General features: G+C 58.3%; 14 protein-coding genes. 9 read left to right on the top strand and 5 right to left on the bottom strand.

The features are described 5' to 3' along the window. Positions 1 to 70: 70 nt before the first annotated feature. Positions 71 to 1,369, top strand: coding sequence for a radical SAM protein (locus J3U88_RS11030; protein ID WP_207858808.1), 1,299 nt, complete (start codon positions 71 to 73; stop codon positions 1,367 to 1,369). Positions 1,370 to 1,727: 358 nt separating this feature from the next. Here J3U88_RS11030 and rsmI read toward each other — a convergent pair whose 3' ends face one another. Continuing rightward, positions 1,728 to 2,540 carry a 16S rRNA (cytidine(1402)-2'-O)-methyltransferase gene (gene rsmI / locus J3U88_RS11035; RefSeq protein ID WP_207858809.1) on the bottom strand — a complete coding sequence of 271 codons (813 nt, stop codon included), beginning with the start codon at positions 2,538 to 2,540 and terminating at the stop codon, positions 1,728 to 1,730. Next, positions 2,534 to 3,472 carry an RluA family pseudouridine synthase gene (locus J3U88_RS11040; RefSeq protein ID WP_207858810.1) on the bottom strand — a complete coding sequence of 313 codons (939 nt, stop codon included), beginning with the start codon at positions 3,470 to 3,472 and terminating at the stop codon, positions 2,534 to 2,536. Before J3U88_RS11040 ends, rsmI begins: the two co-directional genes overlap by 7 nt. 322 nt (positions 3,473 to 3,794) lie before the next feature. On the opposite strand from J3U88_RS11040, the gene J3U88_RS11045 reads away from it, so the two are divergent. Beyond that, positions 3,795 to 4,409 carry a hypothetical protein gene (locus J3U88_RS11045; protein WP_207858811.1) on the top strand — a complete coding sequence of 205 codons (615 nt, stop codon included), beginning with the start codon at positions 3,795 to 3,797 and terminating at the stop codon, positions 4,407 to 4,409. Here J3U88_RS11045 and J3U88_RS11050 read toward each other — a convergent pair. Then, positions 4,399 to 5,091: a hypothetical protein gene (locus J3U88_RS11050; protein WP_207858812.1), complete on the bottom strand. Its 693-nt coding sequence runs from the start codon at positions 5,089 to 5,091 to the stop codon at positions 4,399 to 4,401. The two genes, J3U88_RS11045 and J3U88_RS11050, sit on opposite strands and share 11 nt — an antisense overlap. Positions 5,092 to 5,215: 124 nt before the next feature. On the opposite strand from J3U88_RS11050, the gene J3U88_RS11055 reads away from it, so the two are divergent. From J3U88_RS11055 to J3U88_RS11085, 7 genes are all read left to right on the top strand, one after another. Then, on the top strand, positions 5,216 to 5,917 hold the full coding sequence (locus tag J3U88_RS11055; protein WP_207858813.1) for a cyclic di-GMP-binding domain-containing protein, MshE-related: 702 nt from the start codon (positions 5,216 to 5,218) through the stop codon (positions 5,915 to 5,917). Next, positions 5,914 to 6,126: a hypothetical protein gene (locus J3U88_RS11060; protein ID WP_207858814.1), complete on the top strand. Its 213-nt coding sequence runs from the start codon at positions 5,914 to 5,916 to the stop codon at positions 6,124 to 6,126. Before J3U88_RS11055 ends, J3U88_RS11060 begins: the two co-directional genes overlap by 4 nt. 330 nt (positions 6,127 to 6,456) lie before the next feature. Further along, on the top strand, positions 6,457 to 7,410 hold the full coding sequence (locus J3U88_RS11065; RefSeq protein WP_207858815.1) for a DUF6662 family protein: 954 nt from the start codon (positions 6,457 to 6,459) through the stop codon (positions 7,408 to 7,410). 8 nt (positions 7,411 to 7,418) lie between these two features. Beyond that, positions 7,419 to 7,964 (top strand): FMN-binding protein, encoded by a 546-nt coding sequence (locus J3U88_RS11070; protein ID WP_207858816.1) that lies wholly within the window; start codon positions 7,419 to 7,421, stop codon positions 7,962 to 7,964. A gap of 7 nt (positions 7,965 to 7,971) precedes the next feature. Next, positions 7,972 to 8,775, top strand: a complete 804-nt coding sequence (locus J3U88_RS11075; RefSeq protein WP_207858817.1) for an FAD:protein FMN transferase — start codon at positions 7,972 to 7,974, stop codon at positions 8,773 to 8,775. 16 nt (positions 8,776 to 8,791) lie between these two features. Continuing rightward, positions 8,792 to 9,250, top strand: a complete 459-nt coding sequence (locus tag J3U88_RS11080) for a hypothetical protein (RefSeq protein ID WP_207858818.1) — start codon at positions 8,792 to 8,794, stop codon at positions 9,248 to 9,250. 327 nt (positions 9,251 to 9,577) lie between these two features. Beyond that, on the top strand, positions 9,578 to 15,712 hold the full coding sequence (locus J3U88_RS11085; protein ID WP_207858819.1) for an nSTAND1 domain-containing NTPase: 6,135 nt from the start codon (positions 9,578 to 9,580) through the stop codon (positions 15,710 to 15,712). Positions 15,713 to 15,739: 27 nt separating this feature from the next. Here J3U88_RS11085 and J3U88_RS11090 read toward each other — a convergent pair whose 3' ends face one another. Together J3U88_RS11090 and J3U88_RS11095 are read right to left on the bottom strand one after the other, a co-directional pair. Beyond that, positions 15,740 to 16,951 carry a DUF790 family protein gene (locus J3U88_RS11090; RefSeq protein ID WP_207858820.1) on the bottom strand — a complete coding sequence of 404 codons (1,212 nt, stop codon included), beginning with the start codon at positions 16,949 to 16,951 and terminating at the stop codon, positions 15,740 to 15,742. Next, on the bottom strand, positions 16,902 to 18,329 hold the full coding sequence (locus J3U88_RS11095) for a DEAD/DEAH box helicase family protein (protein ID WP_207858821.1): 1,428 nt from the start codon (positions 18,327 to 18,329) through the stop codon (positions 16,902 to 16,904). Before J3U88_RS11095 ends, J3U88_RS11090 begins: the two co-directional genes overlap by 50 nt. Between the last annotated feature and the right edge of the window lie 148 nt (positions 18,330 to 18,477).

The raw sequence follows: 18,477 nt of genomic DNA on the forward strand, positions 1-18,477 counted from the left end.
CAACCATGCCCTGCGCGACCTTAACGACACCCTTTTCCCCACCGCCGGTGGGTTTGCTTGAGGTGGTACCATGCTGTCACTCGTTCGCAATGTGCTGAATCCTTATGATACGACGCGCCGCGACGCCCTGGCCAGGCGTTGGCGGGACATGCCGGGTGCGCTCAAAACCGAAACCCAAGTGATCGGTCGTTACGTCTGGGGCTGCGGGGCGACCCACGGCATCCACGAACGCTGCAACTTTGGCTGTACCGCCTGCTATTTAGGAAAAACCGCGAACCACCAGCCGCCCTTGCCTTTTGCGGCGGTGGCGCGCCAGATGGATGTGTTGGCGGAGAATTTGGGTGCCGGTGGGAATATTCAAATTACCTCGGGTGAAGTGACCTTGTTGCCGGCGGAGGAATTGGTTCGCATCTTGTTGTATGCGCGCGAAAAGAAGTTGGTGCCGATGGTGATGAGCCACGGCGATGTGTTGTTGCACCAGCCGGACTATTTGGATCGCTTAATTACGGAAGGCCGGCTCACCAAAATCAGCATCCATGTGGACATTACCCAGCGCGGTCGCAAGAACTACAGCCGGGTCGACGAGGAGAAGGCACTAAACCCGCTGCGCGACCAAATGGCGGAGTTGCTGCGGGGGGCGCGGCAACGCACCGGACGCAAGCTCAAAGCGGCCACCACCATGACGGTGAACCGTCAGAACATTGGGCAGTTGGGTGATGTGGTGCATTGGTTCTTGGATAACGCGGATACCTTTCGCATTCTCAGTTTCCAGCCCCAGGCGGAAACGGGGCGAACGGATACGGGGGACGGCGTCGACGGCGCGGCGGTTTGGACGGCGTTGGAAGCGGCGCTTGGGATGAAGTTGACGCGTCATCCCGCGATGTTTGGTCACCCGGACTGTACCTGGTTCAATTTGATCCTGATGTTTGATTTCGGCGACAAACGCGCCTTGTTGCCCGCGGTGCGGCTCAATAAGGCGCAGGACCAGCGTTTGATGGTGCGTCTGCTGGAGGCGTTGGGTGGCGTGAACCTCAATGATCAGAAAGCGGGTGTGAGTGTCGGCCGGGTGCTGGGGATATTGTTGCGATCACCGGTGTTGTTGATGCGGACCTTGGCGTACGCGGTGCGGCGTTCGTGGGACGAGCGGCGCTGGATTCCCGCCACCATCTGGGCGGCATTGCGGCTGAAGCTACGCCTGCGGCCGACGGCTTTTGTGGTGCACAACTTCATGGATCGCGAGACCCTGGATACGGAGGTCGGCCGCGAGCGGGTGGCGGCGTGCGCGTTTAAATTACCGGTCAACGGGCGCATGGTTAGCATGTGCGAAATGAACGGCACGGAGCTGCGCGAACAGACTTATGTGGTTTGATGCAAACATGTTTTGGGTTGAGAGGTAGGTTTTGTCTCTTTTGGCGTGTTGGTAGGTGAAAATGAAGCATCGTCCTGTTTTTCGTTTTGAAGTAACCCTTTTGGTTGGGGATTTATGCGAACGATTTGTGGTGTCGGCCCTGTCAGGGCCTTCCCTTTCGTGAACCCCATGGACCCAGGGTACGACCATTTTCAATGGTCGTACCCTGGGCTAAATTATTGCATCCCTGTGGGATGCGTCCAAAGTGGCCGGGCTGCGCCCGGCGTTTCATCAAAGCATGGTCCTTGGATGGGGTGGTGCGACCCGCTTCGGGGTTCGCCGGGTCCATTGTCGGCCCTCGTGTTGGGTTTAAATTTTGTTAGCGCCCGCCGTCCAATTGCAGGCGGCGGTACAGCTCTCGTTTTTGGATGCGGTGGGCTTTGGCCAATTCGCGCACGGCTTGGGACGGTGATTTGCCGCCTTCGAGCAATTGCTGGTACTGCTCCTCCAGGGAGCGTTCTTGCACCGTATCCTCGGCGAAGGGGCCGACCACCAGCACCATTTCACCCTTGGCGACAGTCAGGGCGGCGTCGACCTCGGACGGGGTGCCGCGCAGCACCTGTTGGTGCAGCTTGGTGAGCTCGCGGCAGAGGGCGACTTGGACCTCGGGTGCCGTCTCCGCCAGCCAGGCCAGGCTGTAGTGAATGCGGGTTGGGGCCTCGAAAAAAACGGCCGTCATTTGCAGGGTGGCCAGGCGTGCCGCCAAACGACGCCGTTTTTCGTCGGTGCTGGGCAGGAATCCCAAAAAACAAAATTCGTGGCTGGGGAGGCCGGAAAGAACCAGCGCATTCAGCACCGCGGAAGGGCCGGGGATGACGTCGATATCGACCGATTCGGCCAAGGCCAGTCGGACCAGTTCGTAGCCGGGATCGCTGACCGCGGGCATGCCCGCGTCGCTGACGTACACCACTTTTTTTCCGTCGGCCAACAGGCGACGAATCCCTTCCAGGGCGCGTTCGTCCGAGAACTCGTGAAAGGCGCGCAGCGGACGCTCTAGGTCGAAGTGTTGTAGGAGCTTGCGGGTTTGGCGGGTGTCCTCGGCGAACAGCAGGTCGGCATCGGCGAGCACGGAACCCAGCCGCGGTGAGGCGTCCTGTAAGTTACCAATTGGGGTGGCGGCTAGGATTAACATCGCGGTTCCTCCGGGTCGGGATCGGGTTGGGCGGCGCGGGCCGCGTCTCGCAAAGGGTTTGGCAGCGTGTCCCAGGCGGGGCTGTTGGGCGCCGACCACGGCGCCCCGGCCGGCACGCGGCCGGTCTTGGGCCATCGCAATCCGGCGCAGTGTAACAGAAAGGATCCGCCGTCACGGGGGGCGCCGTACAAGCCGTCGCCCCACAGCGGAAGGCCGAGGTGGGCGGCGTGGACGCGAATTTGGTGGGTGCGGCCGGTGATGGGTTTGGCGCGGAGCAGGAGCAGGCCCTCACGCTGGGCCAGCAGGGTGAACTCGGTTTGCGCGGGTTTGCCGGCGGGTGCGACGACCTGGCAGGTGCCGGTTGCGGTGCGTTTGCCGAGGATGGGGGCGTCGACGCGAAGCCTGGGGCCCGCGTCTTTCGGCCAGACGCCTTGCGCCACCGCCAGGTAGGTTTTGTGGATGCGTTGCTCGCTGAACAGGCGACCCACGTCCTTGTTCCAGCTTTTATCGCGGGTGAACAGCATCAAGCCCGAGGTGTCTTGGTCGAGGCGGTGGTGCAGGCCCACGTAGCCGCCGCAATAGGTTTTGAGGCATTCGTAAAAAGCCAGGTAATCCGCGTCGCGTCGACCCTGGGTGGGCAGGCCCGCCGGTTTGTCGGCCACGATCAGGCCTTTCTCGCGACGGTGGATCCAAGCGGACTCAAAGGCAATGGGTTCGTAGACCAGTGGCAGGCGGAAGTAGATCTGGACCGCTTGGCCGGCGCGGATCGCGCGTTCGGGATCCTTGCAGCGGTGTTTGCCGAGGTAGGCCCCGCCCATGGTGATAATCAGACGGGCCTGGTCGTTGCTCAGGCCCGTCAGCGTGGTGACCACCTGGTGGAAGGGTTGCGGGGCGCCGCGAAAAACGCGTTGGATGTGGTGTAACCGAGACAATCATTCCTCATTTAGGATGGGTGGATGGGGTGGGGTCCGCTGGGCTGGGGTTTGTTTACGATTTCTTAGGATAGCAGGATGGTTTGAGGATGCGGCCTGTGATTCGCACCCTCTTTGGCGCATCCCCGCCGCGGATGATGCCGTTGCTTCGACGGGGTTTTTACCTAAGAAACGCAAGTTTTCGCGCTTCTTGGGTTTTATAATACGCTGCCGCGGTTTTATTTGCGTTCCGTGCCTGCCTCGATTGACAGGGCGCCTTGATCCGTGGTCAGGTTGGGGCCTGTTAACGGACCGTCTGGATGACGGCGAAGGGATGTGCCGGATGACGCGTGATGGTTTCCGCTGGGTGGTTTTTTTGGTGTGTTTGGGCATGTTTGCCTGTGGGCGGCCTGCACCCAATGCCGCGGCCGAAACGGAACCAAGCGCACAGACCGAGCCGGTTGCGGCCAAAGCCACCCCTTTTCTGCTGAATCCCAAGGTTTTGGAGAAGGCACCCCACGCCCAGCGCGACCTCAACGAACTCCTACTGTATGTGAGCGAGCGTTTTCAAATTAAACCCGAGTTCGCCTTTATCGACGAAACCCCGGAGGCCAAACACCTGGGACGCATGAGCTCGCTGACGCAATGGTTGCAGTTCTACCACCTGAGTTATTACCAGGGGGAGACCCTGGTTTGGAGCGGGTCGGTGGTGTTAGGCGAAGGTAAAAGCGTGGGCCTCACGGCCAAGCGCGGTTTCCAGTGGGAACTGACCGCGCTCGAAGGCGATCGCACGGCGCTTCGTTTTCGCGACGGTTCGCAGGAATGGCGGCACACCTTTCAGCCCGGCACCTCGGCCGATATCATGCTCGGCCTCGGTGAAAAGCGGGTGTACCTGGTGCATCACTACCTGTCGCAGGCCGAAATCACCGGGCGTACCTTGACCGCGCCTAATCCGTAGTGGGCAGAAACTCGATTTTCCCAAACGCCATTTTGATGACCTTGCCGTTTTGGGGGTTGAGGTAATAATCCTGGTAATCGTCGCTGTCGGCACCCATTTGGACCTGGTAATGGCGGGCCGGGACGGCGATGCTTTTGACGTACGCTTTGGTTTCGCCGATGTAGCGCACCTTGATCGGGGCGACCTTTTCATCAACCTCGAAGTAAATGTTGTATGCGATCTCGTCGCCTTTGTTGCGCAGGTCGCGGTAAAACATCAGCGGAAACACATTGCTGTAGACCGGGCCTTCCACGGGTATTTTGACCTCGCGGGTTTCGCCGCCTTTTTTGGTTTCGGTGGTGACAATAAAACCGTCCTCAATTTTGGAGTCCCAGGTCGTTTGGCCGGGGCCGCGAATTTCAACCGCGTTGGTATGGACCATGTGGTAATCGGCGTTCACCAGGGTGGTTCGTTTCTTGGACCGACGTACTTTGGTGCCTTGAGAAAATTGAAACAGGTAATCAATTCTCATGGAGGCGCCCTCTTGGGACGATGCCTTGGTTAGGTTGTAGGTCAGCTTCATGGTGCGTTTGCCGTTATCAAAGCCGTCCAAGCGGGTTTCGTACAGGTTGGCGTTGCCGCCGCAGGCGACGGCCAACAGGGCGAGGGCCGCAATAAGCAGGATCTTCAATTGAGGTTTCAAGGCTTCTCCTTGATCGCGTTTTGTGTGTGCGCTTAGAATTTGAGGTAGGTGTGAAGATGGGCGGTGTGTTTTTTTACCCGGGTCGGGTGCCGCTTTAGGTCACAACGCTGAGAGGGGTGTCCTTGTGGTGGAACGACAAAAACGATTGGGTGAGATGTTGCTGGAAGCGGGAACCATCTCTTCCTCGCAATTGGAACGGGCCTTGGCGCGCCAGCGGGATTGGGGTGGCCGATTGGGTTCCAACCTGGTGATGACCGGCGCGGTCTGCGAATCCGAGCTACTGCGGTTCCTGGCGGAACAGACGGGGATCGAGGAAGTCGACCTCTTCGAAACCAGAATCCTGCCACATATCCTTAAAAAAATGCCACAAAAACTCGCGGAACAGTACAATCTGATCCCGCTTGATTTGGTTGGGAACCGCCTGTTGGTGGCTTGTGCCGACCCAACCGACGATGAAGGGCTGAGCGCCGTCGCGCGGATAACCGGCCATGTTCCCAAACCTTACCTCACCACCTATTCGTCGATTCTGCGGGCGATCCACCAGTTCTACCTGGGGATTCCCGTACCGGAACGTTCGGCCGGCATGCCGGGCAAGGTCGACGCCTTCGATCCCTTCATCACCGTTACCGTCCACGATTCCACCCAGCCCAGCCGCGGCTTGGTGAACCGCTTTAACAACGCCCCGCCCGGAGATCGCTTGACCGCTTTATTTAACATTCTTATTCGCAAAGGCCTGATCACCGAAAACGAATTAGCCCATGAGCTGGGCGCTCTTGCCGCCCAACGCCACGCGCTTCAAGTCGAACAAACCGAGGCAGGCACGTGAGCCCTACCCCGCGCTACGACGCCATTTTGCAGGATGGCACTTATTTAATTGATGTACCGGTCTCCGAGCTGAGTGGGGTCGTTGTTCACCACCGTCTCAAGCTGGGCCCGTTCGAACGACTGCCCTGGCTGGGAAAAATTCGCCGCAACATGTGGGCCAAAAAACGCGGCGGTCGCGTGGATCACACCATCAAATACAAGCGCTTATGATCGGAAAACATGAGGTGGGGATGCCGGCATGTGCGCCGCGCTTGTTGCCGCCTTAATCGCGACCCTGCGTGGGTGGGGAGGCCTTTGACGGCAGTGCCTGCCGAGGCACCCCTGCGTGCTTTTGTCTTGGACGCTTGTGTCATCTCGACGACGTCCCCGGGTGCTGTCTGTCTCTGGTTTCGTTTTCATTTTAAGAAGAGCCGACACAAAAAAAGACTTTGTTCTTGACGGTTGACAAAGGGGGTTCGGTCCGAGATAATGGCGCGAAAAATGAGAATCAGTATCAATATTGATTTCTTGTAACAATATAATCGCGCTTTTGGAGGCCTTATGCTTAGGCACTCGGCTCGGATTGGTTCCCTTGCCTTCCTCGTTTTTTTCTTTTTCTCCGGCTCCGTTTTTGCGGGAGAAGGACTCTGGATCTACGCCCAGGGCACCGATACCCGACCCAAGGGAACCCTGGAACTCAAACTCGCCAACATTTCACGGTTGGGCAAAGATCGGGGTGATTACGCCTTTCACGATCTTCGCCCCGAGGTTGAATACGGCGTCACCAACCGCTTGACGCTGAGTTTTGAGGCGATTCTGTTCAGCCATGATTATTCAGTGGACGACGACACCCTTAATCCGATGTTTGAGAGCCAGGGCGGCGAAGGCGGTTCCTTCAAAAGCAGCCAAATCGGCGGCTTTGAAACCTCCTTGAAATACAACCTGTTAAGCCCTTACAAAGATCCGGTCGGTCTGTCCGTCGGTTTTTCCTACGAGTACCGCCAACGCTACCGTTTGGACGGCGCCGAAATCAGCCAAAACAGCTATGTCCCCACCTTGTACCTGCAAAAAAACTTTTTGGACGATACCCTGACCCTTGCTCTGAAAAGTAAGTTGGAGTTTGAGCTGCGCAAATCGCCGGGTGTGCGCGAGGAAGAAATCGCCCCGGACATCGCGCTTGGTCTTTCCTACCGTTTCAAACCCCGCTGGACGGTGGGTTTTGAGTCGCGTTACCAATCGGACTACTTGGAACCGGAGGAGGAAGGCGAACCCGCCCCCGAGGATCCTTCCGAGTTCACCTCGTTGGGGAACTTTCGCTTTGGCTTGCGTTACCAATACGGCCTTTACGCCGGTCCCTCGATTCACTATGCCCAAAGGGGTTGGTGGGTCACCTTGGGTTCCGTGTTCCAGGTGAGCGGCGGCGGCGATGCGTCGAACCCGTCGGTACGGGACGGTCGCTCGTGGGACGAACACGAGCGCGCGCACGTGGGCCTTACCTTTGGTTTTGAATTCTGAGGTGATCCATGCATCGACGTTCTTTTCTCGGAAACGCCGCCGTGGCGGCCGCGGGCGCTTTTTGTTTAAACGGTCAGGTCGTTTGGGCCGAGACCTTCCTCACCGTGGAACAAGCCCAAAAGGTGCTGTGGGGGTCGGCAAACACCTTCACGCCCAGTCATATCCAGTTAACCAAAGACGAGATGAAAGCTATCGCCAAGGCATCGAAGGTGCGCGTGCGGCGGTCGCGGCTTCAGGTATGGCGAACCGCCGAAAAGGGTTGGTTTATCGTGGACCAAGTGATCGGCAAACACGAAAACATCGACCTTGCCGTGGCCATCGATGTGAATGGGAAAGTTAAAGGTTTGGAGGTGCTTACCTACCGAGAAACCTACGGTCACGAGATTCGCAACGACCAATGGCGCGCTCAGTTCCACGGCAAAGGCACCGAGGCGGATCTGCGGCTCAACAAAGAAATTCGCAACATCTCCGGGGCGACCCTGTCCTGCCGCCATGTTACCGACGGTGTGAACCGTTTGCTGCATACCTGGCATCACGTCTTGCGGCATCTGTGAGGCGGCTTTGAAGACGCTTTCCCGTTGCAAACCTGCCTTGGGCACTTATGTCAAACTGCACCTCGCCCAAGAAACCGACGACGACAGCCTGCTCCAACTCAGTGAAGCCGTGTTTGCCGAAATCGAGCGCATTGAAGCGATCATGAGTTTTCACCGGTCCGAAAGCGAATTGTCGCGGGTGAATCGCGATGCGTTTCGGCAACCGGTTGTGCTTTCATCGGAGATGAACGAACTCTTGTCTTTCTGCGCCGAACTCTACGACCGGAGCGGTGGTACCTTCGACGTAACCGTCGGTGGCGACATGGTCAAACGCGGCGCGCTCCCCGGGCAGAACGGCTTTGCCGAACCGAGGGGGCGTTGGGATGCGGTGCGTCTGGAAGCCGGGCGGATTTTCTTTGGGCAGCCGGTGTTGCTGGATCTGGGTGGTGTGGCCAAGGGTTATGCGGTAGACAAAGCAATGGCCGTGTTACCGCCGGATTGTCAGGCCGTCCTCAACGCGGGTGGCGATTTGAAAATGCGGCCTTGGCGGCATCGGACGGTGGGTGTTCGCGAACCCTCGGGCGGCGCGTTGCACCATCTGGACATGCAAGCCGCCGCGCTGGCCACCAGCAGCGCTGAATTTCACGAGCAGGGCCATCCCGTTACCAATCCCAAGTCGGGCCGGCCCCTCGAGGACGCCCGTGTCATTTCGGTGTTTGCCTCGAGCTGTATGGTGGCGGACGCCCTCACCAAATGTGCTTTCCTGCAAGAGGATACCCACCATTTAACAATGATGTATGACGCGGAATGCGTTTGCCTCGGTTCACCGTAAAGGGGAGTGTGTTTGCGTGGCAAAATCAGTCAAAGTTCCAAAGAAAACGCGATGGTTTTTTTATGCGGTGTTGGCGACCAGTTTCATCTCGGGTTTGACCTTTTTTATCCTGAACCGTTGGGTTACGGTTGAGGGCGAATTCGGACCGGAGAAACATCCCTGGCAAATGAATGTCCTGCGGTTACACGGCGCGGGCGCTTTTTTGATGATGGTGTTTTTTGGTTACTTCTTGGCGAGCCACGTTCAGGTAAGCTGGCCGGTGAAGCCGATGCGCCCGCTCGGGATCGCCCTAACCGCGGCCGTGAGCCTGATGATTCTCTCCGCCTACAGCCTTTATTACCTTGGTGATATGGATGTGCGGGCCGTGGTTGCTTATGTTCATACCGGATTGGGTGTTACCCTGCCGTTTTTTTTAATCGCCCATCTTGTTCAGGGATCGCGCCGCCGCAACAGCCGCAAAGTGAAACACGCCTAACCCGCATTTCTCACAAGGAATTCTGCTACGAAGCAGAAACCCATGCGATTACTTCGCTTACTCGGTCGAGCCGTCTTCGCCGTAGCGCTGCTACGCCGAAAGGTCGGACCCCTGTGCCGTCTCTCGGTCGTAATCTTCGTACTCACAAGGCTTTCTGCTTCTCGCGACGAATCCTTGTGAGAAATCCGGGCTAACCCGCCTCGCGGGAGGGAAAACCGCGTAATTGCAAGGGTTTCAGCGTTGCATTGGTTTCATGGCGGCCTCTTAATTGATGCCTATTTTTTGTGTTATGCTGGTTTTTTCGAAAAAACATAATCAGGTATTAATATGGAACCACGGGATCGAGGCGAAACGCCGGTCATCGGCGCGCGGTTTGGGGCTTATCGTGTTTTGCGTGAGTTGGGTTCAGGCGGCATGGGTTCCGTCTATTTAGCCGAGCGTGAAGATGACGACTTGCGCATGAAAGTTTGCGTGAAGCTGCTTCACGCCGACCTGGATTCACCGGAAATCTTGGCGCGGTTCCATCGCGAACGCCAGCTTTTGGCCGACCTCCGCCATCCCCACATCGCCACCTTGTTAGACGCAGGCCAAACCGAAACCGCCCGGCCCTACTTCATCATGGAGTACCTTGACGGGCAGCACATCGATACCTGGTACGACCAAACCCAGCCCGACTTACCCAACTTGCTGGAGACCCTTATCAAAATGGTGCAGGCCGCGGCCCATGCGCATCGCCGCGGAGTGGTTCACCGCGATATCAAACCCGGCAACATCCTGGTAAACAGTCAGAATACGCCGACCCTACTTGATTTCGGGATCGCGCATATCACGGAACCCGGCGGCATCGATGCGCCGGCGCGCGCCGGGCGAGGTCCCATGACCCCGGTTTGGGCCGCGCCCGAACAACAATTTGGTTTCGAGATTACCCCCGCGACCGATGTTTATGCACTTGGTTTGGTGTTGCTTAAGCTTTTTAGCGGACGGATGCCGAACCGCTTGGGATGCAGTCCGCGCGAAGCCGTGGGTTTTTTGGTGCAGGGCAAGCCGCTTCCCACCGCTTGGACCTTGGCGATGGACGTGGAAACCGTGGAATCACCCGGGCCGGCGACCGCGGCGCCGGTCGTCCCCGTTGCCGAAGCAGCGCCGGCGCCGTCCGCGCCTCTGCCCGAGGCCTTGGGTTACGTTTTGCGACGCTGTCTGGCCGACGAACCGGGGGAACGTTTTGCCGATGGCTCCGAATTGGTCGCGGCCTTTAAACGTTTGCAAGAGCAAGGTTTTCAAACGACCGATCCCGTGAAGGACGAACCCAAATCGCTGGACGCCGTTTTTTGGTTTCACGAGTTGGATCGAATCCGAGCGCGCGCTTTAATGACGGATCTCGCGGCCCAATCGGTTTTGCGGATGTGGCCCGACGAATCGCTTTCCGACACCGTTCGCCTCGTCGACGCGGAATTTGAAAATGCGTTGACCCAAAGCCGCACCTTGGTGGTGTGTTTCGCCAGCTTTGAACGCGCGCCTTGGAAGACCCACCCGGCACGTCGCGACGCCGCCGCCTTTTTTACACGTGATCTCGCCGTTATTCCGGTTCTGCTCGACGACACGCCTTATCCCGAACGCCAAAGCGCGTTGCCGGGATTCTTGCGGGGCCGGAGTTGGTTGCGGGTCGGCGGCGCGGGTGATGCGGGCTTGCAAAAACTGGCCGCCGCGGTAACCGGTTCACCCATTGACGAGGCGGATCGCCCACAACCGACCGGTTTGTGTCCGTTTCGTGGCTTGGAAGTGTTTCGCGAGGCGGACCAACATCTGTTTTTCGGCCGCGAGGCCGTGAGCCGGCAGATTTTTGAGCACCAACAACGTTTCTATTTTTCCGCCGTGATGGGACCGTCCGGCAGTGGCAAATCTTCCATCGTGCAGGCCGGTGTGATGCCTCGATTGCGCAAGCGCGGCACCGCCGTGGTACAGCTGACGCCGACGGCACAACCCCTTGCCGAGCTTGCCTTTACCTTGGGAATGTTGCGCAAAGAACAAGGTGGCGGCGCGCCGGTGGCGCAGCTTCATCAGCGTTTGCGCGCCGCGCCGGAAGGGCTGTATTTTATTGTGCGCGAGCTGCTGTCGCCGGGAGATGCGACCCAAATCTGTCTGGTCATCGATCAATTCGAGGAGTTATTTACCCTGGCCTCCGCCGATGAAGCGGCCACCTTTGCCGAGGCCTTGTGTTTGGCCGTTGAGCGCCTGGATGGTCAATGTCGGGTTTTGCTCACCATGCGCTCCGACTTTTTGGGAAAATGTGTCGCTTTTCCGAACCTCAATAAATATGTGGTTGACCACCTGATCCAGGTGGAACCCATGACCCGTGAGGACTTGGCACGTGCCATTGAAGCCCCGACCCATTGGGGCGGGCTGCGTTTGGAAAACGGGTTGCTGGAACGCCTCTTGGACGACGTTACCGGGGCCGCCGGTGAGTTACCGCTTTTGGAACACGCCCTGATGGAGCTTTACGAGCGACGCGAGGAGGGTTTTTTAACCCTGGCCGCTTACAACCGGATCGGGGGGATCGCGGGTGCCCTGGCCCAACGGGCCGAGCACGAATTTTCCCGCCTCAGCGCCGCCGAGCAACAGGCGCTGCGCAAAATGTTCACCTTGTGTTTGGTGCAACCCGGCGAAGGGGCCGAGGACACCCGGCGCCGCGCCACCAAGGCCGAGCTGCTCGCCGTCGGCGGCGATCCGGCCGAATCCCTCTTGGCCCATTGGACCGGTGCACGTTTGCTCTCCGGCTCCCACGATCCCGCCCGCGATGTGACCTTCCTCGACGTGGCCCACGAGGCGTTGATTCGCAACTGGGAGCGCATCGGCGAATGGATGGCCGAGGATCGAGAAACCGCGCGACGGTTCAATCGGTTGCGCCGTGCCGCAACCGAATGGGACGACGCCGACCGTGACCAGGACCGTTTGTTGCGCGGCGGTCCGCTCCTGCAAATGATGGAATTGCGTGAATCCCACGGCGACATGTTCGGCTCACTCGAAACGGCGTACCTCAACCGCGCGGTTGAACTGATGGAACGCGAGGCGCGCTGGAAACGGCGCCGTTTGGCCTTTATGACCGTCTTGGGTTTGGTCAGTACCCTGCTCGCGATAATCTCCTGGGTGTTATCCGTTCAATCACAAGAGCATGCTGAAGAAGCGGTTGCCGCCAAGGAACGCGCGGAGGCGGAAGAGTCCCGTGCCAAAGCGCAAACCCTCGCCGCCAATTACAACCTCGCCCTGGCTTTCAACGAAAAAGCGGGCATCGCTCTGGATGATGGAAAACCCAAGGATGCCTGGCTTTACACCTTGGCGGCATTGAGCCGGGAAATTCCTCCGAATCAGGTCCTTCCTGAACCCGTTGGTCGTTTTGCAGATCCGCGCATGGAAGCCAAAACGGATCTTTTGTGGACTTCTCCCGTCGCGGTGCCCGCGACTTTATTAACGGCCACACCCGATGGCAAAATCTTGGCTTTGGTCGGTCGGGACGGGGGCATTCGCATTTTGAATACCGAGACCGGTGTTCAAGTTTCAACATTCGGCCCCTTGCGCCAGAGTATTTCGGATGTCGCGATCCGTTCGGATGGAAAATGGCTGGCGGCAGGCACCCGCCAGGGAGAGGTTGTGGTCTGGAACCTCTTGGATTCAAGTTTTTACCAATTGGATGGTAATCATAAAGATCGAGTTGTTGCTTTGGCGTTTTCCGAGGTGGCGCCCTGGCTGGCCTCGGCAGGTAACCAAGGGATTGTTAAGTTGCATCATCTGGATTCCGGGGACGTGATTCCCATATTGGATTTGCAAGAGCCCGCCCATCTTGCCTATCAAGGCGGAACCTTGTTTATGTTGAATCGCGCTGGTGAACTTTATCGTTTGGTGATGGAAGCTGGGCGCCCAAAACCCGCTCACCTCATAAAACGAGAGGCGCGTGGTGCGCCTGTTGGATTGGTAAGTCTGGGCGAAGCTAGGTTGGTGACCGCCGATAAGCATGGGATCTTGGATTTTTATGACGAGCAGGGCCGCTTCCTTGAACACCAAGATTTGGGGCGAACGATTTCAAGTATGGCGGCCGGCAGTCATCCGTATCAGCTTCTTGTTGGTGGTGAGAAAAAGCGCCCACTTGTTTGGGATAGCCGTCGGCAAAAAATGCAGCCTCGGGGTTATTCAAAGGGATTGCGTTCGATGGTTTTTCACGGTGATTCCTTGAGTGGGCTTGATCGGTCTGGTTCTCTCCAGCGTTTCCAAAGGCCAAGTGGAGAACGTATGTCTCAACCCTTGGGCCATGGGCGGGAGATGCTGAATCTGGCCTTTTCTCCAGATGGAAATACGCTGGCGGGAGCGGCTAGAGACGGTGGGGTAACCCTTTGGGATCTTCAGACAGGCAAGGCGAAGGTCATTCAGGTGCCCCAAGCAATCCATGTTTGGAGTGTTTCTTTCTCCCCTGACGGGGATTTCTTAGCCATTGGGATTGCCGACGGCGCGATTCATCTCTGGGACCTGCGGGGGGCTGCACCTCAGGAATATGCTTTGTTGATGGGACATGAGGGTGCGACTCGGTCGCTCGCCTTTGCGTCTGATGGCTCATGGTTGGCCTCGGGATCCAGCGACAAAACACTGCGCATATGGGATCTGCGTGGTATTTCTTCCCGTGGAGGGACCGTTGAGAACAGCAGGGTGCTGCGGGGCCATACCGGAATCGTATACGGGGTTGATGTCTCACTGGATGGGACCTGGATGGCTTCTGCCTCAATGGATGGAACCGTCCGACTTTGGGATTTAACTGGTGGTGTCGAAAACCTCACCGACGAACAAGCCGTGGTGTTGCGTGGCCATGGCGGCGATATCTGGGGATTGGCTTTTTCACCTGATGGACGGTTGTTGGCTTCAGGTTCAACGGACTTTACCATTCGTTTGTGGGACTTATCTTTAGGGCGTGAAAAGGTTGCGGCTTCCCAGCCGTGGATCCTAGAAACGCCCGGCGGGTATGTGTCGAAGGTAGCCTTTTCGCCGGACGGTCATTGGCTGGCGTCTGCCCATGGCGACAATCGAGCGCGACTTTGGTCGCTTCGGGATGGGCCGCGGGCGGCGGTGTCCCGGAAGCCGCGTATCTTTGAGGGGCATAACGATTCGCTTTCAGGAGTAGTCTTCTCCCCTGATGGGCGCCGAATTGCGACTTGTTCCAATGACCTTACTGTTCGTTTGTGGGATGTGAAGGCTGCTGAGTCGAATGTTGGACTGCTCGATCAAAGTCATGAATTACGTGGTCACTCCTCGGTTGTTGTCTCCGTGGCTTTTTCGCCGAACGGTTCGCTCCTTGCCTCTACCTCCGCCGATAAAACCATTCGTTTATGGCGAAATGCGCGTAAGGAGGGGCGTCCCTTTTTTTCCGAACATAGCGTGCTGCAGGGCCATTCGGGTGTGGTCATTGGGGTTGCTTTTTCTCCCGATGGATCGCGTTTGGCTTCAGGCTCATTCGATTCAACCGTGCGTTTGTGGGACCTGGCGGAAAACGTGCTGACAAAGGAAGCTCTTATACTGCGAGGCCATAGGCGGTTTGTCCATGGGGTTGCCTTTTCACCGGATGGTTCTTTACTTGCCTCGGCGAGTATGGATCAGACAGTACGCCTCTGGTCACTTGATGAGGAGACCTTGGGGGAATCCGTGGTTTTGCAGCGGGATGAGATGCATTCTTTTGGTGTGGCCTTTTCTCCCGATGGGACGCGGCTTGTGTCGACCAGTCTTGAAAATAAGACGCGGATTTGGGATTTGCGTGAAGGATGGAAAAAGGCCTCATCCAAACCGGAAATCGTTTTGCGGGGTCATTCAGCGATTGTGATTGGTGTTTCCTTTTCGCCGGACGGGCGGCTTTTAGCCACCGCTTCGGGAGACCACACGGTGCGTTTATGGACCTTAGGTGACGACATTGACTCAGCACGTACCATTCGCAGCATGGTTTTGCGTGGACATTCGGAGGTCGTCTACGGGGTTAACTTTTCGCCGGATGGTACGCTCCTGGTGTCTACCTCTCAAGATAAAACCGTGCGTATTTGGGACCCTCGAGACGGGCGACCTTTAGCGGTTTTTTACGGTCACACCGCTTCCGTTAATCAAACACCGGCTTTTCATCCCTCCGGCCGCCTTTTGGCCACGGCGTCCGACGATCACACCATTCGCCTTTGGCACATGGATCGCCTGCTTTTTCCGCCGGATGGCGTTCAACCCCATGGGTGGTACCGCACCCTACTGGACCGCTCGCTCTACCAAATGGGACGGCATTTGGATGGGTTGTCTCTGATCCACCGGCCCCACCTCCGTTTGCAAGGTGTAGATATGCAGCTCAAACCCTCACCCTTGGACCATTTGGACCGGCCTTATCAGCCGGGGACCGATTACGCGCGCTGGTTGCTTGGCGAAGTGGATCAAGGCGCCGATCAGCCGCGCTGATGCGTCCATTGATGAGGCTGGGTTTGCTTACTCAGCCAGGCGTTTGAGGATGGGTTTGAGTTTGGTGACCGTGGGGATGTCGCGGAAGCTGAAGCCGAACGACTGGAAATAAGCATTGGCCGCCAGCTCTTTTGCCATTTCTTTGTCGCGGGTGAGGTGGGTGTCGACGCCGAGAATCAGGCATTCCCCGCTCTCGGCCAGGTTCGCCTTGAGGCGGTTGCGCAGTGCGCCCCGGTGCCAGCGGTGGAAGAGTTCCAAGTACACGCGCATGTCGCCATGGGTCAGCACGAAGTCGGGGAACACGAAATCACCGTTGGGGAGTTGCAGCGACTTGGTGCCCGCCTCCGCCTGCCAGCCCGGCACCTTTTCCTGTACCGATTGGATCAGCAGCTCGAAGCTTTCCGGCACGTAGGCACCGGTCGCTTGAGTGTAGGGCTGCAATTTGTGGCTTTGGTCCACCAGCAACACGCCGGGTTTTTTGCCGCGGATGCGGATCTCCGCCGCCAGCGACCACTTCTTTTGGTGCAGCAGTGCCGGAAAAAACCGGGCCAGGTTCATGCCGTAGCGTTTGGTTTGCTGGAACAGGCTGAGCGGGCCGTCCAAGGTGAGTTGGTAACCCTCCGCCGTGTCTTTGACCGCCACCATCAGTTGGTGGAACTTCAGGTGGCGGAACAGGTCGCGCAAAACCGCTAAATCTTTGACCGGCAAGGTGATGGTTACCGATTCAGCTTGGAGTAGCAGACTTTGAACCAGTGCCGCGTTGTACCGGGCGATCAGTTTATCACCCGTAATTTCGCGGACCGCTTCCAGGGGTTGATACATCTCCAGGTCGCTGTAAAGCTGTTGGTCCAGTTCAGCCGGCTTGGTTTGCTGTTGTGCCGCCACCGCTTCGCGGTAGGCTTCCAAGCTTGGCCAGGGTCCTTGCGCCATCAGCGCGTTGGCTGATTCGAATACCTGGTCGCGCTGGGCGATCATGTCCTCGTTGGCCGGCTCCGCGAATCGGCAGCGGTCCCACATCAACTTGGTCAAACCTTTGGCGACCTGGTTGTTGAGCGGGCAGTTTTCCAGCAGGCGCCCCGTCTGTTCCTGGAGCGCGCGTTTGGTGCTGCCGATGTGCTGCTCAAACAGGGTCACCAAGCAGTCGGCGAGGGAAAAGGCCGTGTCGTCGTTTTTTTTGATCCAGGTCGGTTTAATCGTGCCCTTGAGGTTGCGGAAGCGGATCAGGTCCTTGGTAAGCATGGTGTTTTTTCCTACGTTGGTTGACGAAATACTCGCGTGTATCCTTGGCGATCAACTCGTACAGTTTCGCGGTTTTACCGGGGCGGGCGCGCAAGATGCGGCCCAGCCGTTGCACGTGTTCGCGCACGCTGCCGCTGCCTGAAACCACCACCGCCACGTTGGCCTCGGGGACGTCGACGCCCTCGTTGAGCACTTTTGAGGTCACCAACACGCGGAAACGGCCCGAGCGGAAGGCGTCCAGAAAGGCGACCCGCTCCTTGGGTTTGGTTTGGTGGGTCAGCACCGGCAGCACAAACAGGCGACCCAGATCGTACGCGCTTTCGTTGTCCTGGGTGAACACGATGATGCGGTCCTCCACGTGGCGTTGCAGGATGGCCCACAGGGCCGCGCGTTTGGCGTGGGAGGCCAAGCTCAGTTTTTTCTGGGTTTGGTAGGCGCGCAGGGCCGCCCGCCCGTGGGGCGTTTTGCTCGCCTGCCAAATGAATTTGGCCCAGCCGTTGGGTTGGCGGAAATCAATGCCCGAGCCGCGCAGGAAACTAATGTATTCCGTGTAGGCCGCCTCGTAGGCCTCGCGCTCGTCGCTGTCCATTTCGACCTCAACCGTTTCCACCTCATAAGGCGCCAAGGTGTAGCCGGTCAAATCGTGAATGTACGCACGGTAGACCTGGCCGCCGCACAAATCGTAAAGCTGTTCCTCGCGGCCGTCGCTGCGTTCCGGGGTCGCCGTCAGTCCAAGCCGAAACGGGGCCAAGCTGCCGATTGCCAGGAATTGGTATTGGTCGCCCGGTAGCCGGTGGCATTCGTCGAAAATGATCGTGCCGAAACGGTTGCCGATCCGTTCCAGGTGGATCAGCATGCTGTCGTAGGTACTGACCGTGATCGGTTCGATCTCGCTGTAGCCGCCACCCAGTCGTCCGATCGGCATGTTGAAGAATTTTTCAAGGACCTGGTGCCATTGGATCAACAGGTCGATGGTGGGCACGTGAATCAGCGTGGGCCGTTGCGCGACCGCCATCGCCATCACCGCGAGGATGGTTTTGCCCGCGCCGGTCGGCAGCACCACCACCCCTTGGTTGCCGTTCTCGCGCCAAGCCGCCAGCGCTTCCGCTTGGTAGGGGCGGGGTGTGATCGCCTCGCGCTGTTGGAAGGGGAGCGGGCCGTAATCGCGGGCCTCGTCGCGGTAGTTCACGCCGGCCTGGCGCAGGGCCGTGACCAGTTCGCGGTAACGGCGGGCCGGCGCACGCCAACACAAGGCGCGTTTGTCCCATTTCAATTCGGGACAGACCAACTCGTGTTGCGGCGATAAACCTTTAAGCGTCAGGGTGGCGCGGTGGTAGGCGAGGATCGCCGTCGCGCCCTCGGTGGGTGTGGCCGACATATGGTGGGGACTCCCGTGCAAAGGTAGCCCATCCTAACACGACGGGCCTCGCCCGCATTTCGGCTTCCAGCAGAATTCCTTGCGATTACTTTGCTTACTCGGTCGAGCCGCCTTCACCGTAGCGCTGCTACGCCGAAAGGTCGGACCC

This window comes from Acanthopleuribacter pedis (assembly GCF_017377855.1).
GTDB classification, from domain to species: domain Bacteria; phylum Acidobacteriota; class Holophagae; order Acanthopleuribacterales; family Acanthopleuribacteraceae; genus Acanthopleuribacter; species Acanthopleuribacter pedis.

Excerpts from the sequence above, each read along its gene's own strand:
- J3U88_RS11030 (WP_207858808.1), top strand. The coding sequence starts at position 71 with ATGCTGTCACTCGTTCGCAATGTGCTGAATCCTTATGATACGACGCGC.
- rsmI (WP_207858809.1), bottom strand. The coding sequence starts at position 2,540 with ATGTTAATCCTAGCCGCCACCCCAATTGGTAACTTACAGGACGCCTCA.
- J3U88_RS11045 (WP_207858811.1), top strand. The coding sequence starts at position 3,795 with ATGACGCGTGATGGTTTCCGCTGGGTGGTTTTTTTGGTGTGTTTGGGC.
- J3U88_RS11065 (WP_207858815.1), top strand. The coding sequence starts at position 6,457 with ATGCTTAGGCACTCGGCTCGGATTGGTTCCCTTGCCTTCCTCGTTTTT.
- J3U88_RS11070 (WP_207858816.1), top strand. The coding sequence starts at position 7,419 with ATGCATCGACGTTCTTTTCTCGGAAACGCCGCCGTGGCGGCCGCGGGC.
- J3U88_RS11085 (WP_207858819.1), top strand. The coding sequence starts at position 9,578 with ATGGAACCACGGGATCGAGGCGAAACGCCGGTCATCGGCGCGCGGTTT.
- J3U88_RS11090 (WP_207858820.1), bottom strand. The coding sequence starts at position 16,951 with ATGCTTACCAAGGACCTGATCCGCTTCCGCAACCTCAAGGGCACGATT.
- J3U88_RS11095 (WP_207858821.1), bottom strand. The coding sequence starts at position 18,329 with ATGTCGGCCACACCCACCGAGGGCGCGACGGCGATCCTCGCCTACCAC.